This window comes from Sphingobium ummariense RL-3 (assembly GCF_000447205.1).
GTDB lineage: Bacteria > Pseudomonadota > Alphaproteobacteria > Sphingomonadales > Sphingomonadaceae > Sphingobium > Sphingobium ummariense.
The window spans coordinates 65,617-87,564 of record NZ_AUWY01000118.1 but is presented as its reverse complement, the minus strand read 5'-3'; the positions used below and the strand labels follow the sequence as shown (position 1 = coordinate 87,564).

At 61.7% G+C, this 21,948-nt stretch carries 16 protein-coding genes and 1 pseudogene; 4 read left to right on the top strand and 13 right to left on the bottom strand.

Annotated elements, in window-relative coordinates; genetic code table 11:
* Positions 1 to 165 precede the first annotated feature (165 nt).
* The 7 genes from M529_RS42465 to M529_RS49405 all read right to left on the bottom strand — a co-directional run bounded on the left by M529_RS42465 (position 166) and on the right by M529_RS49405 (position 12,192).
* A complete protein-coding gene (locus M529_RS42465) occupies positions 166 to 819 on the bottom strand; it encodes a glutathione S-transferase family protein (protein WP_021319309.1) in 654 nt (217 codons plus the stop codon).
* Between the two features lie 28 nt (positions 820 to 847).
* Complete coding sequence (locus M529_RS42460; protein WP_051184085.1) at positions 848 to 2,896, bottom strand: 3-hydroxyacyl-CoA dehydrogenase NAD-binding domain-containing protein; 2,049 nt, start codon at positions 2,894 to 2,896, stop codon at positions 848 to 850.
* Between the two features lie 30 nt (positions 2,897 to 2,926).
* Complete coding sequence (locus M529_RS42455) at positions 2,927 to 4,072, bottom strand: acyl-CoA dehydrogenase family protein (protein ID WP_021319307.1); 1,146 nt, start codon at positions 4,070 to 4,072, stop codon at positions 2,927 to 2,929.
* Positions 4,069 to 5,784, bottom strand: a complete 1,716-nt coding sequence (locus M529_RS42450; protein WP_021319306.1) for an FAD-dependent monooxygenase — start codon at positions 5,782 to 5,784, stop codon at positions 4,069 to 4,071. Before M529_RS42450 ends, M529_RS42455 begins: the two co-directional genes overlap by 4 nt.
* Before the next feature lie 601 nt (positions 5,785 to 6,385).
* Positions 6,386 to 8,503, bottom strand: coding sequence for a PQQ-dependent dehydrogenase, methanol/ethanol family (locus tag M529_RS42440; RefSeq protein ID WP_021319304.1), 2,118 nt, complete (start codon positions 8,501 to 8,503; stop codon positions 6,386 to 6,388).
* A gap of 5 nt (positions 8,504 to 8,508) precedes the next feature.
* A complete protein-coding gene (locus M529_RS42435) occupies positions 8,509 to 10,812 on the bottom strand; it encodes a TonB-dependent receptor (protein WP_084491253.1) in 2,304 nt (767 codons plus the stop codon).
* Positions 10,813 to 11,805: 993 nt separating this feature from the next.
* On the bottom strand, positions 11,806 to 12,192 hold the full coding sequence (locus M529_RS49405) for a hypothetical protein (protein ID WP_152522642.1): 387 nt from the start codon (positions 12,190 to 12,192) through the stop codon (positions 11,806 to 11,808).
* Positions 12,193 to 12,697: 505 nt separating this feature from the next.
* On the opposite strand from M529_RS49405, the gene trmFO reads away from it, so the two are divergent.
* Positions 12,698 to 14,041 carry a methylenetetrahydrofolate--tRNA-(uracil(54)-C(5))-methyltransferase (FADH(2)-oxidizing) TrmFO gene (gene trmFO, locus M529_RS42430; protein ID WP_021319302.1) on the top strand — a complete coding sequence of 448 codons (1,344 nt, stop codon included), beginning with the start codon at positions 12,698 to 12,700 and terminating at the stop codon, positions 14,039 to 14,041.
* A 6-nt stretch (positions 14,042 to 14,047) separates the two neighbouring features.
* Here the strand turns inward: trmFO and M529_RS42425 are convergent, their stop codons facing one another.
* Together M529_RS42425 and M529_RS42420 are read right to left on the bottom strand one after the other, a co-directional pair.
* Positions 14,048 to 14,512 (bottom strand): EF-hand domain-containing protein, encoded by a 465-nt coding sequence (locus tag M529_RS42425; RefSeq protein ID WP_031295332.1) that lies wholly within the window; start codon positions 14,510 to 14,512, stop codon positions 14,048 to 14,050.
* A 35-nt stretch (positions 14,513 to 14,547) separates the two neighbouring features.
* A complete protein-coding gene (locus M529_RS42420) occupies positions 14,548 to 15,207 on the bottom strand; it encodes a hypothetical protein (RefSeq protein WP_021319300.1) in 660 nt (219 codons plus the stop codon).
* A gap of 80 nt (positions 15,208 to 15,287) precedes the next feature.
* On the opposite strand from M529_RS42420, the gene M529_RS42415 reads away from it, so the two are divergent.
* From M529_RS42415 to M529_RS42405, 3 genes are read left to right on the top strand one after another with little or no spacing between them, the layout of a single operon-like run.
* Positions 15,288 to 16,919, top strand: a complete 1,632-nt coding sequence (locus tag M529_RS42415; RefSeq protein WP_084491252.1) for a TadE/TadG family type IV pilus assembly protein — start codon at positions 15,288 to 15,290, stop codon at positions 16,917 to 16,919.
* Positions 16,916 to 17,512, top strand: a complete 597-nt coding sequence (locus tag M529_RS42410) for a TadE/TadG family type IV pilus assembly protein (RefSeq protein WP_021319298.1) — start codon at positions 16,916 to 16,918, stop codon at positions 17,510 to 17,512. The genes M529_RS42415 and M529_RS42410 overlap by 4 nt, the downstream gene beginning before the upstream one ends.
* A 2-nt stretch (positions 17,513 to 17,514) precedes the next feature.
* Entirely contained in the window at positions 17,515 to 18,177 is a 663-nt protein-coding gene (locus M529_RS42405) for a TadE/TadG family type IV pilus assembly protein (RefSeq protein ID WP_021319297.1), read from the top strand.
* Positions 18,178 to 18,212: 35 nt separating this feature from the next.
* Here M529_RS42405 and M529_RS48605 read toward each other — a convergent pair.
* The 4 genes and pseudogenes from M529_RS48605 to M529_RS42380 form a co-directional block, all read right to left on the bottom strand.
* Positions 18,213 to 18,970 (bottom strand): annotated as a pseudogene (locus tag M529_RS48605) (IS5 family transposase).
* 89 nt (positions 18,971 to 19,059) lie between these two features.
* Positions 19,060 to 20,442 (bottom strand): pyruvate dehydrogenase complex E1 component subunit beta, encoded by a 1,383-nt coding sequence (locus M529_RS42390; protein ID WP_021319296.1) that lies wholly within the window; start codon positions 20,440 to 20,442, stop codon positions 19,060 to 19,062.
* Positions 20,442 to 21,515 (bottom strand): pyruvate dehydrogenase (acetyl-transferring) E1 component subunit alpha, encoded by a 1,074-nt coding sequence (gene pdhA, locus M529_RS42385; protein ID WP_021319295.1) that lies wholly within the window; start codon positions 21,513 to 21,515, stop codon positions 20,442 to 20,444. Before pdhA ends, M529_RS42390 begins: the two co-directional genes overlap by 1 nt.
* A 95-nt stretch (positions 21,516 to 21,610) precedes the next feature.
* Positions 21,611 to 21,922 carry an FtsB family cell division protein gene (locus M529_RS42380; RefSeq protein ID WP_021319294.1) on the bottom strand — a complete coding sequence of 104 codons (312 nt, stop codon included), beginning with the start codon at positions 21,920 to 21,922 and terminating at the stop codon, positions 21,611 to 21,613.
* Positions 21,923 to 21,948: the final 26 nt, after the last annotated feature.

Genomic DNA, 21,948 nt, shown 5'->3' with positions numbered 1-21,948 from the left:
AACGACAATCTTGCGCTTTTTAATATTATCCTGCGAATTTGGCATGCCTAAATTTGTCGAAGCAATTGCTGCCGCTCGCGCGTCATGAATGGCCTAGGCCGCGCCGAACCCCTGTCATCGTCGATCGGAGCACCAGTGCGCAGGAGCAGGCGTTTCGGGAAGCACTCAGAGCATGAGGTCGGCGACGCCCATGCCGTCCAGCGCCGCCTGCTCGCGGGCCAGCGCGCGCAGGAAGGCCGGGCGCGCTCGAACCCGCTCCGCATGCGCCAGCAGCGTGGGATAACGGTCCAGCGCGAAGCCGCCCTTCGCAGCCGTGCTGTAGGCCCAGTAGATATAGGTGTCGATAATCGACCAGCGGGAGCCATACCACCAGTCCTCTCCTATGCGATCCGCGATCGCCGAGCACTCCTGGGCGAGCTTCTCCATGCCATCAACCTTCACCCCAGCCGGATCGTCCGTGGTCCATTTGGCAGGCATGCGGATCTGTCGCACCATCGGATGGATCGTCCCGGAACACCAGACCAGGTCGATCAGTCCCTGGTGCGCAACGCGTGGATCGTCATCGGCAGGCAAGAGAGCCGCATCCGGGTAGCGTGTATGGAGAAACCAAAGGATTGCCGCATTCTCGGTCATGATTCGCCCGTCGACATCCAGCGCCGGCACCTTACCCTTGGGATTGATCGACAGATAGTCGAGGCTCTTCTGTTCGGATGTCCGCATGTTAACGGCGATGTCCTGATAGGCGAGGCCGATTTCCTCGAGCGCGTTCATCGTCACGCGCGAGCAAGCGGCAGGAAAGTGGTAAAGCGTAATTGTCATGCTGTATCTCCATTGGGTCAGATGGATATCAGGCCTCTGGATGCGCCAAGCTGGCGAGCGGCGCTCCGGCCGCGACAAGGTCGCTCAACGCCCGGGACGGTTTCAGTCCAATAGCGCTCAGGCCGTTCGCCACCTCGGCGAGCCCCATTGCCTCGGCATAGTGCATAGGCCCGCCGGTATGACGGGGCCAGCCATAGCCATTGACCCACACCACATCGATGTCCCCCGGGCGCAGCGCGATGCCTTCGGCGAGGATACGGACGCCTTCATCGATCATCGGCAGGAACAACCGCGTGCGCATCTCGTCCCGGCCGATCCGGCGCTGGACTATCCCACGCGCCGCCGCAAATCCTCGAACAAGGTCCATCACCACTGAGGACGGGCTCGGCTTTCCCGCCGCGTCATAGTCGTAGAAGCCGGCTCCGGCCTTTTGTCCGTGCCGACCCGCCTCGTTTAACCGTTCGCGGATCGAGGCTCCGCGCGAGATGGCCGCGCTCCAGCCCAGATCGAGTCCGGCGAGGTCCGCCATGCGGAACGGCCCCATCGGAAACCCGAAAGATTCGACCACCTCGTCCATCTCGCCGATGTCGGCGCCCTCGGTGAGCATCGCTTCCGCCTGCGCCCGGCGCACGGCCAGCATGCGGTTGCCGATAAATCCATGGCAGTTGCCCGCCACCACCGGAATTTTCGCGATCCGCCGGGCCAGAGCCAGGCTGGTCGCAAGGACATCCGGCGCCGTTCGGTCGCCGCGCACGATCTCCAGCAGCCTCATGAGGTTGGCGGGTGAAAAAAAGTGCAATCCCACGACGTCTTGCGGACGGCGGGTAGCAGAGGCGATCGCGTCGATATCCAGATAAGACGTGTTGGAGGCCAACATCGCGCCCGGCCTCGCCACTTGGTCGAGTCTCGCGAAAATGTCCTGCTTGACCTCCATCCGCTCATAGGCCGCTTCCACGATGAGATCGGCATCGTCCAGACTTGCAAGGTCGGCCGCGCAGGTCAGGCGCTGCGAGGCGGCAACCCCATCGGCCTCCAGCATCCTGCCCTTGGCGACGCTGCTGGCCAGGCTATTCGCGATAGCGGTGCGCGCATGGCCCAGAATGTCGGCCTTCGGCTCGACCAGCGTGACCGGCAAGCCTGCGGAAATCATCGAGAGAGCGATGCCCCTCCCCATGGTGCCGGCGCCGACGATCCCGACCCGTTCGATCGCGCGTGGTGAAGCCGATTCGAGCCCGGGATAGCGGAACACCTGCCTTTCCGCGAAATGGAGGTGCCTGAGCGCGCGCGACTGCGCCCCCGCGCGCAGGTCGAGGGAAACGGCCCGCTCGCGGGCCAGTGCGGTCTCAACGGGCTGGGACACGGCATCACGCAAGGCCGCTAGCGCCGCCGCCGGCGCGTCACGCCCCTTTATACGGGCTTCGTGCTTTAGTGAGAAGGCCTCGATCAGCGCGTTGGCGTCGCCGATCGCCCTGACCGGTAGATCACGCGTCATCCGCAAAGGCCGTCGCGCCAAATCGAGCGCCAAGTCTTGGGTCGCTTTAAACAGGGCTTCCGGCTCGACGGCTCGATCGATCAAGCCGCACGCAGCAGCAGATGAGGCGTCCACCGGCTCGCCCAGCACCAGCATCGGCAGGGCCTGCGTTAGCGGAACAAGGCGCGGCAGGCGCTGCGTGCCACCCGCGCCGGGGATCAGACCCAACGTGACCTCAGGCAAGCCAAGCCGTGCGCCGTCAGCGGCAAGCCTGCCATGGCAGGCCAATGTCAGTTCCAGTCCGCCGCCGAGAGCCACGCCGTGGATCGCAGCCACCACGGGCTTGGGCGACTGCTCGATCGCATCGATCACATCCACGAGCGAGGGGTATTGGGCGGGCTGGCCGAACTCGCGAATGTCCGCGCCGCCCGAGAAAATCTTCTGAGATCCGGCAATGACGATGGCTTCGACCGCGTCTTCAGCGAGGGCACGAGTGATCGCCCGCATCAATCCGGAACGCACGCCATGCGAGAGCGCGTTAACAGGCGGACTATTTATTTGGATGACCGCGACAGTCCCTTCGAGGCTATACTCGACCGTTAAAATACCGGCCTCCCCGGGGTGTCCGATTTGAGTTTAGCCGCCACGACGCAGCGTCTCCCGGGCAACGATCAATTGCTGAATCTGGCTCGTCCCCTCGTAGAGCCGCAACAGCCGCACATCGCGATACAGACGTTCGATGCCATAATCCGCTATATAGCCGGCCCCGCCGAAGATCTGGACCGCGCGGTCAGCCACACGCCCCACCATCTCGGTCGCGAACAGCTTGCTCGATGCGCATTCCAGCACGACGTCGCGCCCCGCATCCTTCGCCGCTGCCGTTTCCAGCACCAGGGCGCGCGCGGCGAGCGCTTCCGTCTTGGAGTCCGCGATCATCGCCTGGACAAGCTGATGTTCCGCAATAGGCTTTCCGAACTGCCTGCGCTGCAGGGCGTAAGCCACGCTGTCCTCGATCAGCCGCTCGGCAAGGCCTACCGCAAGCGCAGCCATGTGCAGGCGGCCGCGGTCGAGCACCCGCATCGCGATCCTGAACCCTTCCCCCTCCGCGCCGAGCCTGTTGTCGAGCGGGACGGCCACGTCATCGAACATCACATCCGCGACTTTCGCCCCGCGCTGCCCCATCTTTCGTTCCGGCTCGCCCACCGACAGGCCGGGAAGGTCGCGCGGCACGAGGAAAGCGGTCACGCCCTTTGCCCCCGGCGCATCGCCGGTGCGCGCCATGACCGTGAACAGGGAAGCCTTGTCGGCATTGGTGATGAAGCGCTTCGTGCCCGTAAGCCGATAGACGTCCCCTTCGCGCCTTGCCCTGGTCTTCACCGCCCCTGAGTCCGAACCCACATCCGGCTCGGTCAGCGCGAAGCTGGTGATGATCTGGCCGGCCGCGATCAGCGGCAGCCACCGCGCTTTCTGATCATCCGAACCGGCCATGACCAGGCCCTGACTGCCAATCCCCACATTGGTCCCGAAGACGGACCGGAAAGCCGGCGTGGCATGGCCGAAAGCCATCGCCACATGGACTTCCTCAACCATCGAGAGCCCAAGGCCACCATATTGCGGGTCGATCGACATGCCGAACAGGCCGAGCGCTCGCATCTCCTCGATGACCTCGTCGGGGACCGCGTCCTGGGCCTCGACCTCCGCTTCGAGCGGGCGCAACCGTTCATCGACGAAACGTCTAACGGCGGCAAGCAGAAGCTCGAACGTTTCCGGATCGAGGCTCATAATGCAGACGTCCCCTCGCTCTGCCGGCCGGTTATTTCGGCGACGGCGCGCGCGAGTTCCACGTCACGGTCGCCGGGCTCATCCGGTTCGACCCAGGCGATCCGTCCGTCCGGCCTCACGAGCATGGCGAAGGGCGTTCCTCCCCAGAAATCGCCGACGCTGGTTAGAGGGCTTCGCATCTCGGCATCAAGCGGCACAATCTTCACCGCCATCCAATCGACCGGCAGCGCGCCCACAGCAGCGCGCCAAACCTCCTGCAGGTCGCGGGGGACGAACAGCGTCAGCCTGTCATAGGCGAGGGTGTCCAGGGACGCACATTCCGCTGTAACCCAGAAATGCGGCAGATGGCTGCCCGGCGTGAAGGAGGGCTGATAGCCTTCGTTCTCAGGCACGGGCTGAGGGATGGCGCGGCCCGCCCGCAAGAACGCCCCCTCCTTCGGCGATGCTGCGACTTCCAGCTTCAGGAAGGAGAAATGGGGCATTTGTCCGTTGATGGCAGCCTGAATTTTTGCAAAGCGAGCGTCATCGGGGTCGGCCTTCAACTGCTCAAGGATCGCCTGAAAAGGTGTGGGGCCGCCATCGAAGCCGATCGAGTGATCGACCTCGCTCATGCGCGAATGGTTCAGTACGGACTGGTTGGTATTGCGCACGGCTGTGGGCCGGCACTCCATTTCGTAACTGTCCAGCAACGTCTCGCCCGCCTCCCCGCGCAAGACCGCGCCGAGCTTCCAGATCAGATTCTCCACATCCTCGACCCCGGTGTTGAGGCCGAGGCCGCCCGTGGGCGGAAAGCGATGCCCGGCATCACCGACGAGGAATGCCCGGCCGTTGCGATAGCCCGACGCGACTTGCGCGGACATGGCCCAGCGATCGATGGCCGCGATCGAAAAGACGTGCGGACGGCCGAACACCTCCTCCATGATGCTGCGGCATCGCGCTTCGTCAAAGGTTTCGAAGGGCGCGCTATCCGGATCGAAGCGCATCATGAATACCTGTGACCCGACCGGTTGATGGACGATGAAGAAGCCTTCAAGCCCGGCTGACCGGATGAAGAAAATGAGCGCCGGGTCCTGTGCCAGAAAAGGCATCATGTCCGATTTGATATGGATCGCCAGGAAATGCGCGAGTGCCTGCGGCCCGTCCATGCGCAAACCCGCCTGCCGGCGCACGGCGCTTGCGGCCCCATCTGCACCGATCAGGTAGCGCGCGCGCAGTTGCCGCCTGCCGCTCTGTTGACTGACGGTGACGGTGACGCCCTCGGCATCCTGGGTGAAATCTTCGAATGCCGCGCCGAACGACACGGGATCATGCCCCGCCAAGACCTTCGCCCGTTCGTGAAGGAGGGGCTCCACGACGCTCTGCGGCAAGTTGGCCGAATGAACCGGACTGATGTTCATGAACCGAGGCACCTTGCCCCGGCGATTGGTGAGATCCAGCCGGCCGTAGGTGAGCCCTCCGATGCTTTCGCACCAGACGATGCAGGTCTGAAGCTCGGGCGGCGTGCACAATCGGAAGATCTCGTCTGCGACGCCGATGCGCCTGTAAACCTCCATCGTATGCGTCTTGAGCACATGGGCCGACGGTTCGGTGTGAAGGCTGCTCCGCTTCTCGATGACCTGATGACTAAGGCCGAGGGCGGAAGCGATCGACGAGGCCAGGAGCCCCGATGGCCCCGCGCCGACGATGAGAAGATCCAGAAACTCCGCCCCCATATCCGTTCATCTCCCGTGTGGCTCGATCGCTGTTCCGATAACAGCCGCCGCTTCAAATGGCATGCCATAAAGGGGATAATCAAGTCATTTTTCCCCATTATTCTCGAATATACTCATATTTGGCATACAACAAGTTTTACCAAAGCTGATCTCAAGTGCCAAAAACCTCGCCGCCCATCCGTGCTGAGCCACAGCTCGCCGCCTTCAGACGAGCGACAGGATCCGGTCCAGATTTAAAGGCAAGGAGGAGAGTTCGAGCAGGCGATCATTATCACCGTGCGGCGACTAAGGCGCGAAGCCTGACCGCAGCCCCCTGCTTCGAAAACGGGTATAGTCCAGCGGCCCGCCTTGCTCGACCGTCGGCATTCGACCCGATTTTTCGGCACCGAACTTTATTGCGTCCATGCAGAGTATCGTCGCTGAACGATCCTTGAGAGCGGCCACGGCCAGCGGGAAAAGTAGACCTCTGCTGCCGCCGCCGGCGGCAGCTGCGCCTCTTCCGCGATGACGCGTTGCGCAAGTATCTGTCCAGTAGCCAGGACAACAACCCCGATCGAGCGTTCGCCGTTGACGTACTCACCATTGATGCTGTGCCGGAGCATCACGGCGCATGGCCTTGCGGCGATGCCGCATGGGTGGCGCGCCTCAACGCGAGTGCCAGCTTTGCGCGCGCTACCAGATACGCCCTCACATTCTCGACTTCAGCAGCCGACAGCGTGCCGGCAAATCCTGCCATGCCCGCATCCCTCAACGCGCCGTCCAGGACGACGGCGTGGAATGCCTCCTTCGCCAGCATCTGACTATATCGAAGGTCCGGCGCTATCCCAGCGCTGATGGCGGCGCTGCCGTGGCATGTGCCACAGCTCCGCTCATAAAGCCGCCGCCCGGATTCGAGATCGGCGTTGGCGGACAGATCGACCGGCGGCGCGGGAGAAGGCAGGGCAGCCACTGGCGGAGCCGGCGGCAGATGCGCTTTGCCCTCAAGGCTGAATACCAGCAGCCGGCTGATATTCCGCTTGCTGCGATCGGGGTTGGTCAATGCGCCCGGCCCCATGCCTCCGACCCCGCCATAGCCGGCCATAACCGCGATATACTGCTTGCCCGCGACCGCGTAGGTTACAGGAGCCGCCATGATGCCGCTCTGGGCGTCGAAGCTCCACATCCGCCTGCCGTCATCGGCCTTATATGCGACGAAGCGACCGGAAGCATTGCCTTGGAAGACGAGATCGCCGGCGGTGGCCAGCGTCCCGCCGTTGAACGCCTCACCGTAATCGACGCGCCAGACTTCCCTCTGCCGCACCGGGTCCCAGGCAACCAGAGCGCCCTTGATCGTGGAGCGGATGGCGGCAAGGGCGCCGTGGGCGTCCGGAAGCGCCGGCGTACCCATTTGCGCGCCCAGGTTCCACCCCCTGCGATTGTGGCGATATTCGCCGTCCGGGGCATAAAGGAAAGGGAAGGTCTGCGTGGGCAGGTAGACAAGGCCCGTACCCGGGTTGAACGACATCGGGTACCAGCTATGGGCCCCCAGAGGACCGGGCATCTGAAGAAACGGTTTCCCGGTTTCACTGTAACGCGCGGCGGGATTCTCGATCGGCCGACCCGTCTTGAGATCGATCCCGCTGGCCCATGTCACAGGCGCGAAAGCCTTGGCCGACAGGAGCTTCCCCGTCGCCCGATCCAAAACATAGAAAAAACCGTTCTTGGGTGCCTGCATCAGCACTTTACGAGGTTTTCCGTCGAACGTCAGGTCCGCAAGCATGATGGGTTGGGTGGCAGTAAAATCCCACTCGTCCCCCGGCGTCACCTGATAATGCCATACATATGCGCCAGTCTCCGGCCGCAAGGCGATGATCGAGGACAGGAACAGATTGTCGCCCTTCCCCGCACTACGTATCCGGCGGTTCCAGGGCGATCCATTACCCGTACCGATGTAGAGCAGATCCAAGGTCGGATCATAGGCCATCGAATCCCACACGGTACCGCCGCCGCCCATCTTCCACCATGTTCCCGCCCAGGTTCGGGCAGCCCGGGCAAGGATGGGCATTTCGAAGGGCTTCGAAGGATCGCCCGGAACGGTATAGAAGCGCCAAGCGAGTTTGCCCGTATCCGCGTCGTAGGCCGACACATAGCCACGCACGCCATATTCCGCGCCACCATTGCCGATGATGACCTTGCCTTTCACGACGCGCGGCGCGCCCGTGATCGTGTATGGTTTGGCCGGATCGATGGTCAGCGTCGACCAGACCGGCCTGCCCGTCGCCGCGTCCAGCGCAACAAGCCGGCCATCGAGCGTGCCGACAAATACCCGCCCCTTGCTAACCGCCACGCCGCGGTTGACCACGTCGCAACAGGCATTGACCGCCCATTCACGGGGCACTTTGGGATCATAGGCCCATAGGAGCTTGCCGGTCCTGCCGTCGAATGCTTTGACCATGCTCCACGCCGTCGACACATACAGCTTTCCTCCGACCGCGATCGGCGTCGCCTCCTGCCCGCGGTCTGTGTCGAGATCGGCGAACCAGTCCAGTCCCAGACGATCGACCGACTCCGCATTGATATCGTCCAACCGGCTGAAACGCTGTTCCTCCGGGCCGTTGCCATGTTCGGCCCAGTCGACATTCGCTGGGGAGCAGGCGGCCAGTGCGAGCAGGAGAGCGGCCGCGACTGGCCGCCCCGCCGCCAAAGCTGGCCGCCGCGACGCGGTGATGCGATAGTGCATGAGGATCAGGATCCGAACCGAAAGTTGGCGCGGATGCCGTAGGTGCGCGGGGCGGCGATATCCGCTGCCAAAAGTCCACCGACGAAACTCGCCTGAACGCCGCCATTATAATAGACGGTTTTCGTCAAATTCCGGCCGAATATGCCGACGGACCAACGGTCATCGGCGGCGTGATAGGTGAGGTCGGCATCGACGACAGCATAGGCATCCTGCCGCGCGGCGGGAATGAAGTCGATGGTGATCCAGCGCCCCGAGGAATAGGTGACGCTTCCGCCGAGCGTCAGGTTGGCCGAATTGGGCATCGCGAAATTATGCTGATAGGATGCGGTTCCGGTGAATTTTGGTACCCTTGCCATTTGGAACCCGCGACAGTCGCCCACGATCACGGGCAGCGGCCCGTTGTTGGTCGTACTCCCACTGGGATCTGCATAGGGCAAAGTAGCGCCCGGCGCGAACGGTCCGCTCAGCGGGCAACCCGTGCTGCCCGGTTGCAAGAAGGGCACCGGCGTGCGGAAGTAGAAGCGATCGTAACGCGAATGCACATATTCGCCGGCCAACGTGATAGTATCCGAGGAGGACGGACGCGCCACAATATCCAGGGTACCGCCATAAAGGGTCGCATCGCCGGAATTGAAGGTTATGAAATTGACGTTGTTCAAGGCGTCGAAGTTGACCCGCGAATCCTGGATATCCTTGTACTTCCAGTGGAATGCACTGAGGTTCACCTGAAGACGATTATCAAGGAAGCGATTCCGCGAGCCGATCTCGAGCGCGAACAATCGTTCGGGCTTGTAGACGTTGAGGGGTTCGATCGTCTGCGAAAAGCCGCCTGATTTGAAGCCGGTGCTGTATGTGGCGTAGAGCATGTTCCGTGGTGTGAGATCCAATTCGGCTCCGACCTTGTAGGTTGTTCCGGAGAAGGACTTCCGGCCACCGAAGTTCTCGAGCACGACAGGAGGCGTACGTGCCTGATCGTTGATCGAGCCTGACAGCGAGCGCTTCTCATGGGTGTAGCGAATACCGCCGATCAGGCGGAAGGAGTCTGTCAGGCTGACCGTCGCTTGGCCGAACGCGGCGTAGGATTCGGTGAAAGGCTTGTAGAGTATCCGATAGTTCTGGAGGATGTTGCCGCCGTCGACCAGGACGACGCCGCCCGGCGAGCTTTCCCGAAAATAATATCCCCCGATAACCCATGTCAGCGCGCTAGAAGCATTGCCTAGACGCGCTTCAAGCGAACGCTGCCGTGTCTTGACCCGCGATTCATAGCGCTCCGCGAAATGATCGGAATAGTTCGAGTCGAGGTAACGATAGGCGGGCAATAAGGTGAGCGTGGCAAAGGAAAGCTTCCAGTCAAGCTGAGCGCTCAAATCGTACAGCGTCGTATCGCGAAAGTTGTCATCGGCAATGTCCTTGAGCAGGGGAGCGAGCGGCCCAAGCGTATCCAGGTAAGCATTCGCCGCCGCCGACGACTGCGCTTCATAGGGGCTGGCTCCGGGACGGCGAGGCAGATACACCATATCATTGCCCTTGCCGCCAAGATGCGTGTAATCTCCGCTCAGGCGGACCGTGATGTCGGCATTGGGCTCCCACAGGAAACGCAGCCGGCCGGACCGCTGCGCGTCGTCGTTCGAGCCGTCGGAGAGATAACCGTCACGATGCACAAAGTTGAATGCGCCACGGATCGCTGCATTCTGTCCGACGGGCAGGTTGACGGCTCCACTGGTCTGAATGAGGTCGTAATTGCCGGCCTGCATGTTGAGGTCCAACGTGCGCGCGCCAAGCCGGGCATCGTTGGTTATCAGGTTTACCGATCCGCCGTTCGCGTTGCGGCCATAAAGAGTGCCTTGCGGGCCTTTGAGAACTTCGATGCGGGCAACGTCATAGAAGAAGCCGTTTACACCATCGGGGCGGCCCACATAAACGCCATCGACGTTGAACGCGACGCCGGGACTGGAAAGCGGACTGACGGAAAAATCCCCGACCCCGCGGATGAATATCTGGCCATTACCGCCCGTCATGCCGATGTTGACGCCCGGGGTCAGCTTCTGCAGCGAAGAGACATCGGTGACGCCGGACCGGATCAGGTCATCGCCTCGCACCACCTGAATTGTCAGAGACGCTTTCTGAAGGCTTTGCTCTCGCCGCTGCGCGGTCACGATAATTTCGGAAACGCCTGAGCCATCAGTTGTCGATTGCTCTTCAGCTGGGGCAACTCCCGACACGCGAGACTGTGCAAATGCACCGGTCGAAATGCCACTTGCAGATGCGCACAAGGTCGCAGCCAATCCGGCTATGGAAAAGCCCTTCATTTTTCTCCCCCTCCCGTCGAGCGCAGGACCATTTCATTCTGGTGTGAAAGCTCGTAACGGCCTTCCCATCGCTAGCCTATGGCATGCCATTAACAGAGTCAATCGGGCAATATTCTTCACATATCGCCGACATTTTTCTCATTGGCATGCCATATTGCGGAATGATGAGAGGTTGTGAGCGCTTTTTCGTTAGTAAGTGCCACCATATCTTCTTCCGAAAGACGGTGCAGATCACGAAGATATCAGTCAGATTTGGCCGCCGCGAAGCGCATGGGGCACCTTCATGTCCCTGGCGCTCCGCCGTCCGAACCGTCTCGATGCTCTTACTGGTCTTGCCAACGCATTGCTCCTGCTTGTGTTTTCAGCAGAAGCCGCATTGCGCTCGCGCCAGCAGATCAGAGGCAGAATCAAAGGAATAGCTTCCTCATCCTCGCCGACGCGCAACATTCCTTCTGGCACGCATTCGGCACCACCCCACCCCAATGCACCGTATCCGGCACATGCGCATCATCCGGCCCAAAAGGGCAGAAATCTGCACATTCGGCACTTCAGTGCCCTACCCCTTGCGCCGCGAATCGGGCTGCTGCATGGTGCTAATGGATCAGATGAAAAGGCCGGATGTGCCACAGACCCTCCGGGGCTCTGAACTGCCTGTTCGATCAGATGGTCCAGGTTTCGAGCGCATCCGGCTCGGACCTGCTCTTTGAACATGTGAACTGGATGAACGAACGAGGCATGTTGCCTGCGGTTCGGGAACGGATGTGCCACAAGTTCCGCCAGGGGCCTGAACTGCCGCTCTCGTCCAACAGGGCTCCTTGGCTTCGAGCGGACCGTGCTACAGGATGCTAATGCGTCTTGAACTGCCGCTGGAATGTCATGTGCCAAGTCATGCTTAAAATACAACCTTTCCGGACGGCCAAGGCAGGGACAGTTCGATTCTTCCCAACAAAATGCAAATGGCGCACCACACTTGTAGAGTGTAGCGCGCAAATTTTAAATATGATGATTATCTTTAGGACGCGGCATTCTTAAATGCGGCGCGATAGCGCGCGACCAACTGCCTTGACTCGACAGTTGGAAGTCGGAAAAAGTTCGAAATGTCTCCCACGAGGGGAGCCACACTCTTCCAGAAATCCTAGTATTTCTGCGCTTCTCATCCCAGTTATTTTTCTCACCTTGAACCAAGGTGAGATGAATCAATCGTGCGCCGTGAAGCGATATTCGCTCGAAGCAGCCTGGTGATTCTTGTGCATCTTCCAGCGCGCCAACAATGGTGACAGTCTGGTCCGCTAGTCTCATCTGATCCGTATCGGCGGTGTAGATCTCCAGCACTTCGTCCTTGTCCCGACCTGACAGGGCCTTCATCGTCTTGTTGGCCACCTGCAATTCAGCGAGGAGTTGAAGTACCGAAATGGGCTGGCGGGCTTGCGAGGACGGGGCATCCCGCCGCCCTATCCTCTATAACCCCAAAGTCTGGTGCAGTTCGCCTGACAGCACCGCGCAGCCTCTTTGTGGTTCATCGGTATGGGACAGGACACGAGAGCGAGCTCGCATTTAATCACCGTGACCAGCGGCTTTTGCGCCTGGCCTAGCCATAGTTGTGCCATTCGGTGGGCGGTGGGCGGTGGGCGGTGGGCGGTGGGCGGTGGGCGGTGGGCAAGGTGCGTTTCGCAAAAAATCTCCTATTGCGAAGTGCGGCTGCCAACCCCGTTCCGACGCATTTCCAAACTCTGCAACACTGTATACTTCGCAGCCTTCGCAGCGCCGAACCGCCGTCACTCGCCGCTGTCCTACACCGCCTCGATCCGCTAAACCTTGCTCCGGGCGGCGCGATGCTCCACTGGCGGCGGGCGCCCGTCAACAATTGAGAGATCCGAAGATCACCGTGCCCCACCATCAGGTCCATATCATCGGCGGCGGCCTCGCCGGGTCGGAAGCCGCGTGGCAGCTGGCGCAGGCCGGCATCCGGGTGCGCCTGTCGGAAATGCGCGGCAGCGGCGACATGACCCCCGCGCACCAGACCGATGGCCTCGCCGAACTCGTCTGCTCCAACAGCTTCCGCTCCGACGACGCCGACAAGAATGCCGTGGGCCTGCTGCATGAGGAAATGCGGCGGCTCGGCTCGCTCATCATGGCGCAGGCGGAGCCCGCCAAGGTGCCCGCCGGCTCCGCGCTCGCCGTCGACCGCCATGTCTTTTCCGATGGCGTCACCCGCGCGCTGGCCGACCACCCCAATGTGGAGATCGTGCGCGAGCGGATCGACACGCTCCCCGCGAACGGCATGACCATCGTCGCTACCGGCCCGCTGACCACGCCAGCGCTCGCCGACAGCATCGGGCAAGCGGCTGGCATGGGGCATCTCGCCTTCTTCGATGCGATCGCACCAGTGGTCCATTTCGACAGCATCGACATGGACAAATGCTGGATGGCGAACCGCTGGGACAAGGTCGGCCCCGGCGGCGGCGAGGGCAAGGACTATATCAACTGCCCGATGACGAAGGACCAGTATCAGGCCTTCGTCCAGGGGCTGCTGGACGGCGAGAAGACCGAATTCAAGGAATGGGAGGCCAGCACCCCCTATTTCGAGGGCTGCATGCCGATCGAGGTGATGGCGGCGCGCGGGCCGGAGACGTTGCGCCATGGCCCGATGAAGCCCATGGGCCTGGATGACCCGCGCACCGGGCGCTGGCCCTATGCCGTGGTCCAGCTGCGGCAGGACAATGCCAGCGGCACGCTCTGGAACATGGTCGGCTTCCAGACCAAGCTGAAGCATGGCGCGCAGGTGGCGCTGTTCCGCACCATCCCCGGCCTTGAGAAGGCGGAGTTCGCCCGGCTCGGCGGCCTGCACCGCAACACCTTCATCCAGTCGCCCAAGTTGCTCGATTCCACGCTGCGCCTGAAGTCAGCGCCCCATATCCGCTTCGCCGGCCAGATGACGGGGTGCGAAGGTTATGTGGAGAGCGCCGCGATCGGCCTGCTCGCCGGCCGCTTCGCCGCGGCGGAGTTGCTGGGGCGGATGCTGACGCCGCCGCCCGCCGACACCGCGCTGGGCGCGCTGCTGGGCCATGTGACGGGCAATGTCGAAACCGCGGACTACCAGCCGATGAACGTCAATTTCGGCCTGTTCCCGCCCCTCTCCGACGTCAAGAAGAAGAGCCGCAAGGAAGCCTATACCGCGCGGGCGCGGGCATCGCTGGGCGAATGGCTGGGGGAGATGGAAACCGCCTGACCTCCGCTAGCATCTGCATTTCGGCGTCGCCACGCGCTTCGGGGCCGTGGCAGCGAATTCGGCAGGGGTCAGCTTCCCGTCCTTGTCCGCATCGGCCGCACCGAAACGGTCGGAGGTGGCGACAGCCCACTCCTCGAAGGACAGCAGATTGTCGCCGTCCTTGTCGAGCACCTTGAACGCCCTGGTGCGGCTGCCCAGCATCTCGATCCGGGTAATCACGCCGTCGCGATTGCGGTCATACCGGGCGAAGCGCTTCTGCTCCCGGCTCTGCGGGCTGGCTTCCCCCGGCATCGGCGGCGCGTCCCCGACCGCGTCGGGATCGCCTTCGGGCAGCCCTTCGACCGGGGGCGGAGGCGCGGCCGCGGCAACAAACGGCGGAATGGGCTGCTCTCGGGCACGCCCCTGCCACCAGAAGAGGCCAGCGGCCACCAGCAGCAGGGTCGCCATTCCGGCTGCCAGACTTCTGCCCATGCCTCGTCCTCCCGAAAGGAGCCTATCCCGATGCGCTAGCGCCCGACAAGAGCGATCCGCAGCAGCCGCAGCGCGTGACTACGCGACATGCCGGTAGGAGCGCCACAGCCTGCCAGCACATCCTGCCGCGCCATCGTGAAGGCAATGCGCAGCGGCTTCCAGGCACTGGGCCATCGGGCAGCCGCTGCCTGCGGCAGGAGATCGGACGCCAGCGCAAGTGCCGCGCCCGCCAGCGCGGAGTCACCCACATGGCCCGCCAGATCCCAGAGTGCCCAAACCTGCCCCGCAATATCCAGCCAGCTTGGTGGGTCCGATGTATCGGCGAGTGCGCGAAACAACCCGCCGCCCCGACCAGCCGCATAAGCGTGCAGGGATGCGGCATCCATCTCCGGCTCCACCAGCACGATTTCCCATCCGTCGATCATCGCAACCAGCCCCTCCGCGCCGATCACGCCCGTCGCCCGGAGCGCATCCACCAGCGGTTCGCCCCGCCCCTTGCTTCCGCCGGGGTCGTCCAGGACATCGTTCCACCAAGCCAGCCGCATTTGTCCAATGGCGGTTTCCTTGGTGGTTCGCACTACCTGCGCCAGACGCGCATCAAAGGCCCATATGGCGCGATGTGGATCCACCCCAGCACCCGCATATGCCGCAAGCACCGCCCCCATCGGCGAAAGCGCGTCGTCAGGCACCTTCATAATACACCTCGATGCGGGGCCGCTTGTGCAGATTATCGGACCTTTAACCATCTTCCTCATACAGATTCTAACCGGAGCCCATGCATAAGCCGGCAAGCTGCCCGGCCCATTTCCAAGGGGGGCATGGGTGCGACATGGGTGGTTGCGGGCAAATGGGCAAGATGAACACGCATCATATGGGATTTCTCACGCGGCTCATGCGCGATCGCGCAGGCAATACGCTGGCCATCGTTGCGGCGGCGCTGATCCCCCTGGTCGCTGTCGTCGGCGCAGGCGTCGACTTCAGCCGAACCTACCTGGTGAAGGCGCGTTTGCAGCAGGCCTGCGACGCCGGCGCCTTGGCGGGCCGGCGTTCGATGAGTGGCACGGTACTCACCCAGGCCGATAAAGACGAAGCTCTGCGCTATTTCAACTTCAATTTCCCGACCCGATTGATGGAATCCGCTGCCATGTCCACCACGGACGCGACTGCCCCCAATCACGTCGCGTCCAGCCTGCAAGACGGTCAGCTCCACCTTGAAGCGACGACTTCCGTTCCCACTACCCTGCTGCGGATCGTCGGTATCAACGACATGCGCGTGAGCGTCGAGTGCCTGGGCGAGGAGTATTATGTCAACACCGACCTGATGCTGGTGCTGGACACCACGGGCTCGATGAACTGCTATCTTAAGGACACTAACTGCGCTCAGGAAACGGAAAAGCCGACTTCGGGCACAGACAAGTCGAAGATGCTGGAGATGCGCAATGCGTTGAAGACGCTGTACACCAATTTGCGGCCCGCGCAGTTGGCGCTCGAATCGAAAAATCTTCGCATGCGTATAGGTTTCGTCCCCTTCTCGATTACGACCAATGTAGGGAAACTGATACGCGCCGTTAATTCGGACTACGTCCTGACATCTTACAGATACCGGAATGGAAGCGGAAACCTCAAGACTGCCACCTCTTGGTCAACTTCCTGGATGGACAGCACTTGGAGTGGTTGCATTGAGGAGCGAAGCACCTCCACTGCGCTCACTTCGACCAGCACCACCATTCCGAGCGACGCGTACGATCTCAACGTATCAAAGATTCCGGACAGTGATGCCACTCGCTGGGCGCCATACGATTTTTCGACGTCGGGCGAACAGTCGATGGGATCTGTAACCGGTTCGAGCTATTATAAAGCCGCTTGCCCGAAGCCTGCCGTGCGCCTGAAGGCATGGGCCAGCCAGGCGGAATTCGACGGGCAGGTCGATACTCTTACGCAGGGAGACGGCGGCACCTACCATGACATCGGCATGATATGGGGGCTCCGGCTGATCGCCAATGACGGCATTTTCGGCGCGGACAATCCCGACAAGTTCAATAATGTGAAGGTCCGCCGCACGATTGTCTTGATGACCGATGGTAATTATCAGGCGTTCAGGGATGCCTACACCGCCTACGGCGTCGCGAAATATGCGGGCAGGACGGCTTCGGCCGGCACATCGGACACCAATCTGGAGGCGATCCATAGACGCCGTCTTCAATTGATCTGCTCCATGGCGAAATCGGACCCTTATAATATCGATGTCTGGGTCATCGGTGTGCTTTCTGGCGCGACGCCGGATGCGGAGGTCAAGGCATGCGCGACCAACACCAGCCAGTATATCAACGTCAGCAACGCGACCGATCTGGCAAATGCATTCAAGCGCATTTCCGACAAGGTCGGCAATCTGAGGCTGGGCGAATGATGCGCGCACTGTTCAGGCAGCTTCATTCCGACCAACGAGGTGTCACGGTGGTGGAATTTGCCGTGGTCGCGGCGCCGCTATGCTTTCTGATCTTCGGTGGCATCGACCTTGCCTATCAGGCTTATGCGACGGCGCTGGTGCAAGGCACGGTCAACTCCGCGGCGCGCATGGCCACGCTCGAAGATGCGACGGCTTCCACCATCCAGGCCTATATCAACCAACAGCTGAAAGGCATCGCCAGCGGTCAGAACATTCAGATCACTTCGGCCAACTTCCTGACCTATAACAAGATCGGTAAGCCGGAGAAGCTGACCACGGATGTCAATGGCAATGGCGTGTACGATAAGAATGGACCTGACTGTTTCATCGACGACAACAGGAACAACGTCTACGATACGGCAAGTCAGGGCGCATCGGGGATCGGCACCGCCGAGGATGTTGTTCGCTATCAGGTGAGCGTGACGTATGACCGCATCTCCCCTGCTCCCTATCTGTTAGGGATGAGCCGGTCCGTGACAATCACGCGTACGACCTTCATGCGCAACGAACCCTATGCGGGCATCGTCGACCCGCCCATTAAATGCGGAGTCTGACGATGGCGACGATCCAGCCCGCCACAATGCTGATGCGCAGGATTTGCCGTGATGAAGCCGGTCTGGCTCTCGTGGAATTCGCTTATGCGGTGCCGTTCATGCTCCTGCTGACGCTCGGAGGCGCGGAAATGGCGAATCTAGCGATCACCCATGCAAGGATCAGTTCGATTACCAGCATGGTCGCAGACGGCGTGGCGCGCGTGCGTGACCGGATCGACGAAAATGATATCAATGACATCATCACTGGTGCCAAGCTCGCCAGCGGCAGTCTTAACCTGACGTCCAACGGACGGATCATCATCTCAACCGTGGAGGACAATGCCGCCACCACCACTCCCACCACGGATCAGGTAATCACATGGCAGCGCTGCAAAGGTACGAAAAACAACGTCCCTGCAGCCGACACCATAGGGTCCGAAGGTGCGGTCCTGACAAATCCGATCGGAGAAACTGGCAGACAAATCACGGCCAAACCTGGCAATCCGGTTATCATCGTGCAGATCTTCTACGATTATCAGCCTTTGATGACGCGGCGCTTCTTCAACATCGGCACGGTCAAATACACCTCTGCCTTTTCGGTCCGCGACCGCACGCTTCAGACCCTGCAGAATGGCCAGAATCTTGCCGCAAACGCAAAGGCGACCTGCAACTATTTCACGTCCTAAGAAAAAGGGGGCGACCATCTAAGGCCTGTGGACATTCACTTCGCGGCGAGGATTGTCGCGACGAGGTGCCAGTTGGCGGTGTAACTGCAGGCAGTTTTCTCGTAGCGCGTAGCGATGGCTCGGAACTCCTTGATCTTCGCGAAGAAGTTCTCGACCAGGTGTCGCCACTTATAGGCATGCCGGTCGTAATTGCGCTTGATCTTGCGGTTCGCTTTGGGCGGAATGACTGCGCTCGCGCCGCGCACATCCAACTCGGCAAGCAGCCAGTCAGCATCGAAGGCCTTGTCGGCCAGAAGCGCATCGAATGCTACGTCCTCGATCAGCGGTGCGACGCCTTTCAGGTCATGAGCCTGACCCGGCAGGAGAACAAGGTTGAACAGGTTTCCAAGCGCATCGACCAGCGCCACGATCTTGGTGGTCAGTCCGCCGCGCGAGCGCCCGATGGCCTGAGCGTGAGTCCCCCCCTTGCGCCGCTCGCCTTCTGGTGAGCCTGAACGATAGTACCGTCGATCAGCGCGTATTCAAAATCCGGCTCGCCGCGGATCTCTCTGAAAAGACGTTCGAAAACACCACCCTTCGCCCATCGTCGGAAGCGCCGGAACACGCTGTTCCAATTGCCGAATTCCGGCGGCAGATCCCGCCATGGAAGACCGGTGCGCACACGCCAGAGAACCGCCTCTAAAAACATGCGATTGTCCTTACCCGTCACACCGCTATCGCTCTTCTTGCCGGGAAGGTGGGGTTCAACGCGCGCCCATATCCCATCCGTCACCACAAATCGCTGCTCGTCCATTCAGAACTCCCCTTGGGAATCCTGAATCAGAAATCAGGCAGCGTGGGAATCCTGAATGTCCACAGGCCTTAGCCACCCCCTCCTCCTTTTTACCGATAGGTCACCTTCTTCACCGCCTCGACCACGCGGGCGGCGTCGATCAGCGCGGCTTTCTCCAGGTTGGCGGCATAAGGCAGCGGCACATCCTCGTTGGTGACGCGCAGGACCGGGGCATCGAGATCATCGAAGCCCTGCTCCATCACCACCGCTGCGATCTCCGAAGCGATCGAGCAGGTCGGCCATCCTTCCTCGACCACTACCAGTCGGTTGGTCTTCTTCAGGCTTTCCAGTACCGTCGCGGTGTCGAGCGGGCGCAGCGTGCGCAGGTCGATGACCTCCGCCTCGATCCCCTCGCCCGCCAGCTTCTCGGCGGCTTCCAGCGCGACGCCGACGCCGATCGAATAGCTGACCAGGGTCACGTCCTTGCCCGCGCGCACGATCCGCGCCTTGCCGATCGGCAGGACATAATCGTCGACCTTGGGCACGTCGAAGCTGCGGCCATAAACCAGCTCGTTCTCCAGGAACACGACCGGATCCTCCGAACGGATCGCCGCCTTGAGCAGGCCCTTGGCATCGGCGGCGTCATAGGGCGCGATCACGATCAGGCCGGGAACGGCAGCGTACCAGGGACCATAATTCTGGCTGTGCTGGGCCGCGACACGGCTCGCCGCGCCGTTGGGGCCGCGGAAGACGATCGGGCAACGCATCTGGCCGCCGGACATATAGTTGGTCTTGGCTGCAGAGTTGATGATGTGGTCGATCGCCTGCATGGCGAAGTTGAACGTCATGAACTCGACGATGGGCTTGAGGCCACCCATCGCCGCGCCCGCGCCGATGCCGGCAAAGCCATATTCGGTGATCGGCGTGTCGATCACGCGCTTGGCGCCGAATTCCTCCAGCAGGCCCTGCGTGACCTTGTAGGCGCCCTGATATTCGGCGACTTCTTCGCCCATCACGAAAACGCGCTCATCGGCGCGCATCTCTTCTGCCATGGCGTCGCGCAATGCTTCGCGGACGGTGGTCTTCACGAACTCCGTGCCTTCGGGCAGGTCCGGATCGGCAACGGTCGCCTTGGCTTCCGAAGCGAGCTTGGACGTACCGCTCTCGGCTTTCTTGGGCGCTTCGGGCGCTGCTTCCGGCTGGGCCGGCGGGGCACTCTCCGCCGCCTTGGGCACAGCAGCGGCTTCGCCGCCTTCGCCCGCCATTTCCGCGATGACGGTGCCGACCTTCACGCCCTCGGTTCCTTCGGCAATGACGATCTTGCCGATCTTGCCCTCGTCGACAGCCTCAAATTCCATCGTCGCCTTGTCGGTCTCGATCTCGGCCAGGATGTCACCGGACTTGACCTCGTCGCCTTCCTTCACCAGCCACTTGGCCAGCGTGCCCTCTTCCATGGTCGGCGAGAGCGCCGGCATCTTGATTGCGATACCCATTAATATTGCTCCACCAGCACGTCGGTATAGAGTTCGGACATTTCAGGCTCGGGCGAGCTTTCTGCGAAGTCAGCGGCGTCGCTCACGATCTTGCGGATGTCCTGGTCGATCTTCTTGAGGTCGTCCTCGCTGACGCCCGCCTCGGCCAGATATTTCTTCACGCCCTCGATCGGGTCGGACTTGTCGCGCATCGCCTGCACTTCCTCGCGCGAACGATATTTGGCAGGGTCGGACATCGAGTGACCGCGATAGCGATAGGTTTTCATCTCCAGCAGGATGGGGCCGTTGCCCGCCTTCACCCAGCGCAGCGCCTCCTCGGTCGCGCCGCGCACCGCCAGCACATCCATGCCGTTGACCTGGATGCCGGGTATGCGGAAGCTTTCGCCGCGGCGATAGAGCTGGTCCTCGGCCGAAGAACGATTGACGCTGGTGCCCATGGCATATTGGTTGTTCTCGATCACGAAGATGATCGGAAGCTTCCACAGCTCTGCCATGTTGAAGCTTTCATAGACCTGGCCCTGGTTCGCCGCGCCATCTCCGAAATAGGCGACGCACACACCACCGTCGCCATTATATTTGTGAGCGAAGCCCAGTCCGGCACCGAGCGATACCTGCGCGCCGACAATGCCGTGCCCGCCATAGAACTTATGCTCGACGCTGAACATGTGCATCGAGCCACCCTTGCCCTTGGATATGCCCGCCTCGCGGCCGGTCAGCTCCGCCATGATCAGCTTGGGATCGATGCCATAGGCCAGCATGTGGCCGTGATCGCGATAGCCGGTGATAACGCTGTCCTTGCCGACCTCCAAGGCCGACTGGATGCCGACGGCGACCGCTTCCTGGCCGATGTAGAGATGGCAAAAGCCGCCGATGAAGCCCAGGCCGTAGAGCTGGCCGGCCTTTTCCTCGAAGCGGCGGATCAGCACCATCTGCCGGTAAAATTCCAGCAGCTCTTCCTTGGTGGCTTCATAGTCGGCAGGGTCTGCGGGGCGAGGCCGGTTATGGTCCGCGGCGGCGGGGCTGTCTGCCTTTGCCTGTGCGCGCGGAGGACGCGGCGTCGTAGGTTTCGCCAAGGCTCTTATCCTTTTGCGTGGGTAGGGATGGAAGGGCCCCCGATATAGAGGCAGAAGCACCCGCAATGCAACGCCTGCGGCCCCGCATGATGGGATCAGCCGAGCGGAACGACCACTTCGTCATGATGGATGACGCCCAGCTGCCGGCGGATCAGTTCATCGCTCAGATCTGGGTCGACACGCCTGGGATTCAGCAGATCGACGCGATTGCGCATTTCAGCGCGATGCGCCTCGACGCGCTTCAGTTCCTGCCGGGCATTGCGCAGCTGGCGGCTATAATCGCCCCAAGCAAGCACGCCGTTCGAGCCCAGCACGACATATCCCGCGAAGAACAGCAGGAGCAGAACCGCGACGGCCGGACCGAATGTCGAAAAAAGCAGGGAACGAAGCTTAGCGAGTTGCGCCATACTTCCGGTGAATCACAGGATTCGGC

Bases quoted from the DNA above. Each gene is read 5' to 3' on its own strand.
- M529_RS42465 (WP_021319309.1), bottom strand. From the start codon at position 819: ATGACAATTACGCTTTACCACTTTCCTGCCGCTTGCTCGCGCGTGACG.
- M529_RS42455 (WP_021319307.1), bottom strand. From the start codon at position 4,072: ATGAGCCTCGATCCGGAAACGTTCGAGCTTCTGCTTGCCGCCGTTAGA.
- M529_RS42450 (WP_021319306.1), bottom strand. From the start codon at position 5,784: ATGGGGGCGGAGTTTCTGGATCTTCTCATCGTCGGCGCGGGGCCATCG.
- M529_RS42440 (WP_021319304.1), bottom strand. From the start codon at position 8,503: ATGCACTATCGCATCACCGCGTCGCGGCGGCCAGCTTTGGCGGCGGGG.
- M529_RS42435 (WP_084491253.1), bottom strand. From the start codon at position 10,812: ATGAAGGGCTTTTCCATAGCCGGATTGGCTGCGACCTTGTGCGCATCT.
- M529_RS42425 (WP_031295332.1), bottom strand. From the start codon at position 14,512: ATGGGCAGAAGTCTGGCAGCCGGAATGGCGACCCTGCTGCTGGTGGCC.
- M529_RS42420 (WP_021319300.1), bottom strand. From the start codon at position 15,207: ATGAAGGTGCCTGACGACGCGCTTTCGCCGATGGGGGCGGTGCTTGCG.
- M529_RS42415 (WP_084491252.1), top strand. From the start codon at position 15,288: ATGCATAAGCCGGCAAGCTGCCCGGCCCATTTCCAAGGGGGGCATGGG.
- M529_RS42410 (WP_021319298.1), top strand. From the start codon at position 16,916: ATGATGCGCGCACTGTTCAGGCAGCTTCATTCCGACCAACGAGGTGTC.
- M529_RS42405 (WP_021319297.1), top strand. From the start codon at position 17,515: ATGGCGACGATCCAGCCCGCCACAATGCTGATGCGCAGGATTTGCCGT.
- M529_RS42390 (WP_021319296.1), bottom strand. From the start codon at position 20,442: ATGGGTATCGCAATCAAGATGCCGGCGCTCTCGCCGACCATGGAAGAG.
- M529_RS42380 (WP_021319294.1), bottom strand. From the start codon at position 21,922: ATGGCGCAACTCGCTAAGCTTCGTTCCCTGCTTTTTTCGACATTCGGT.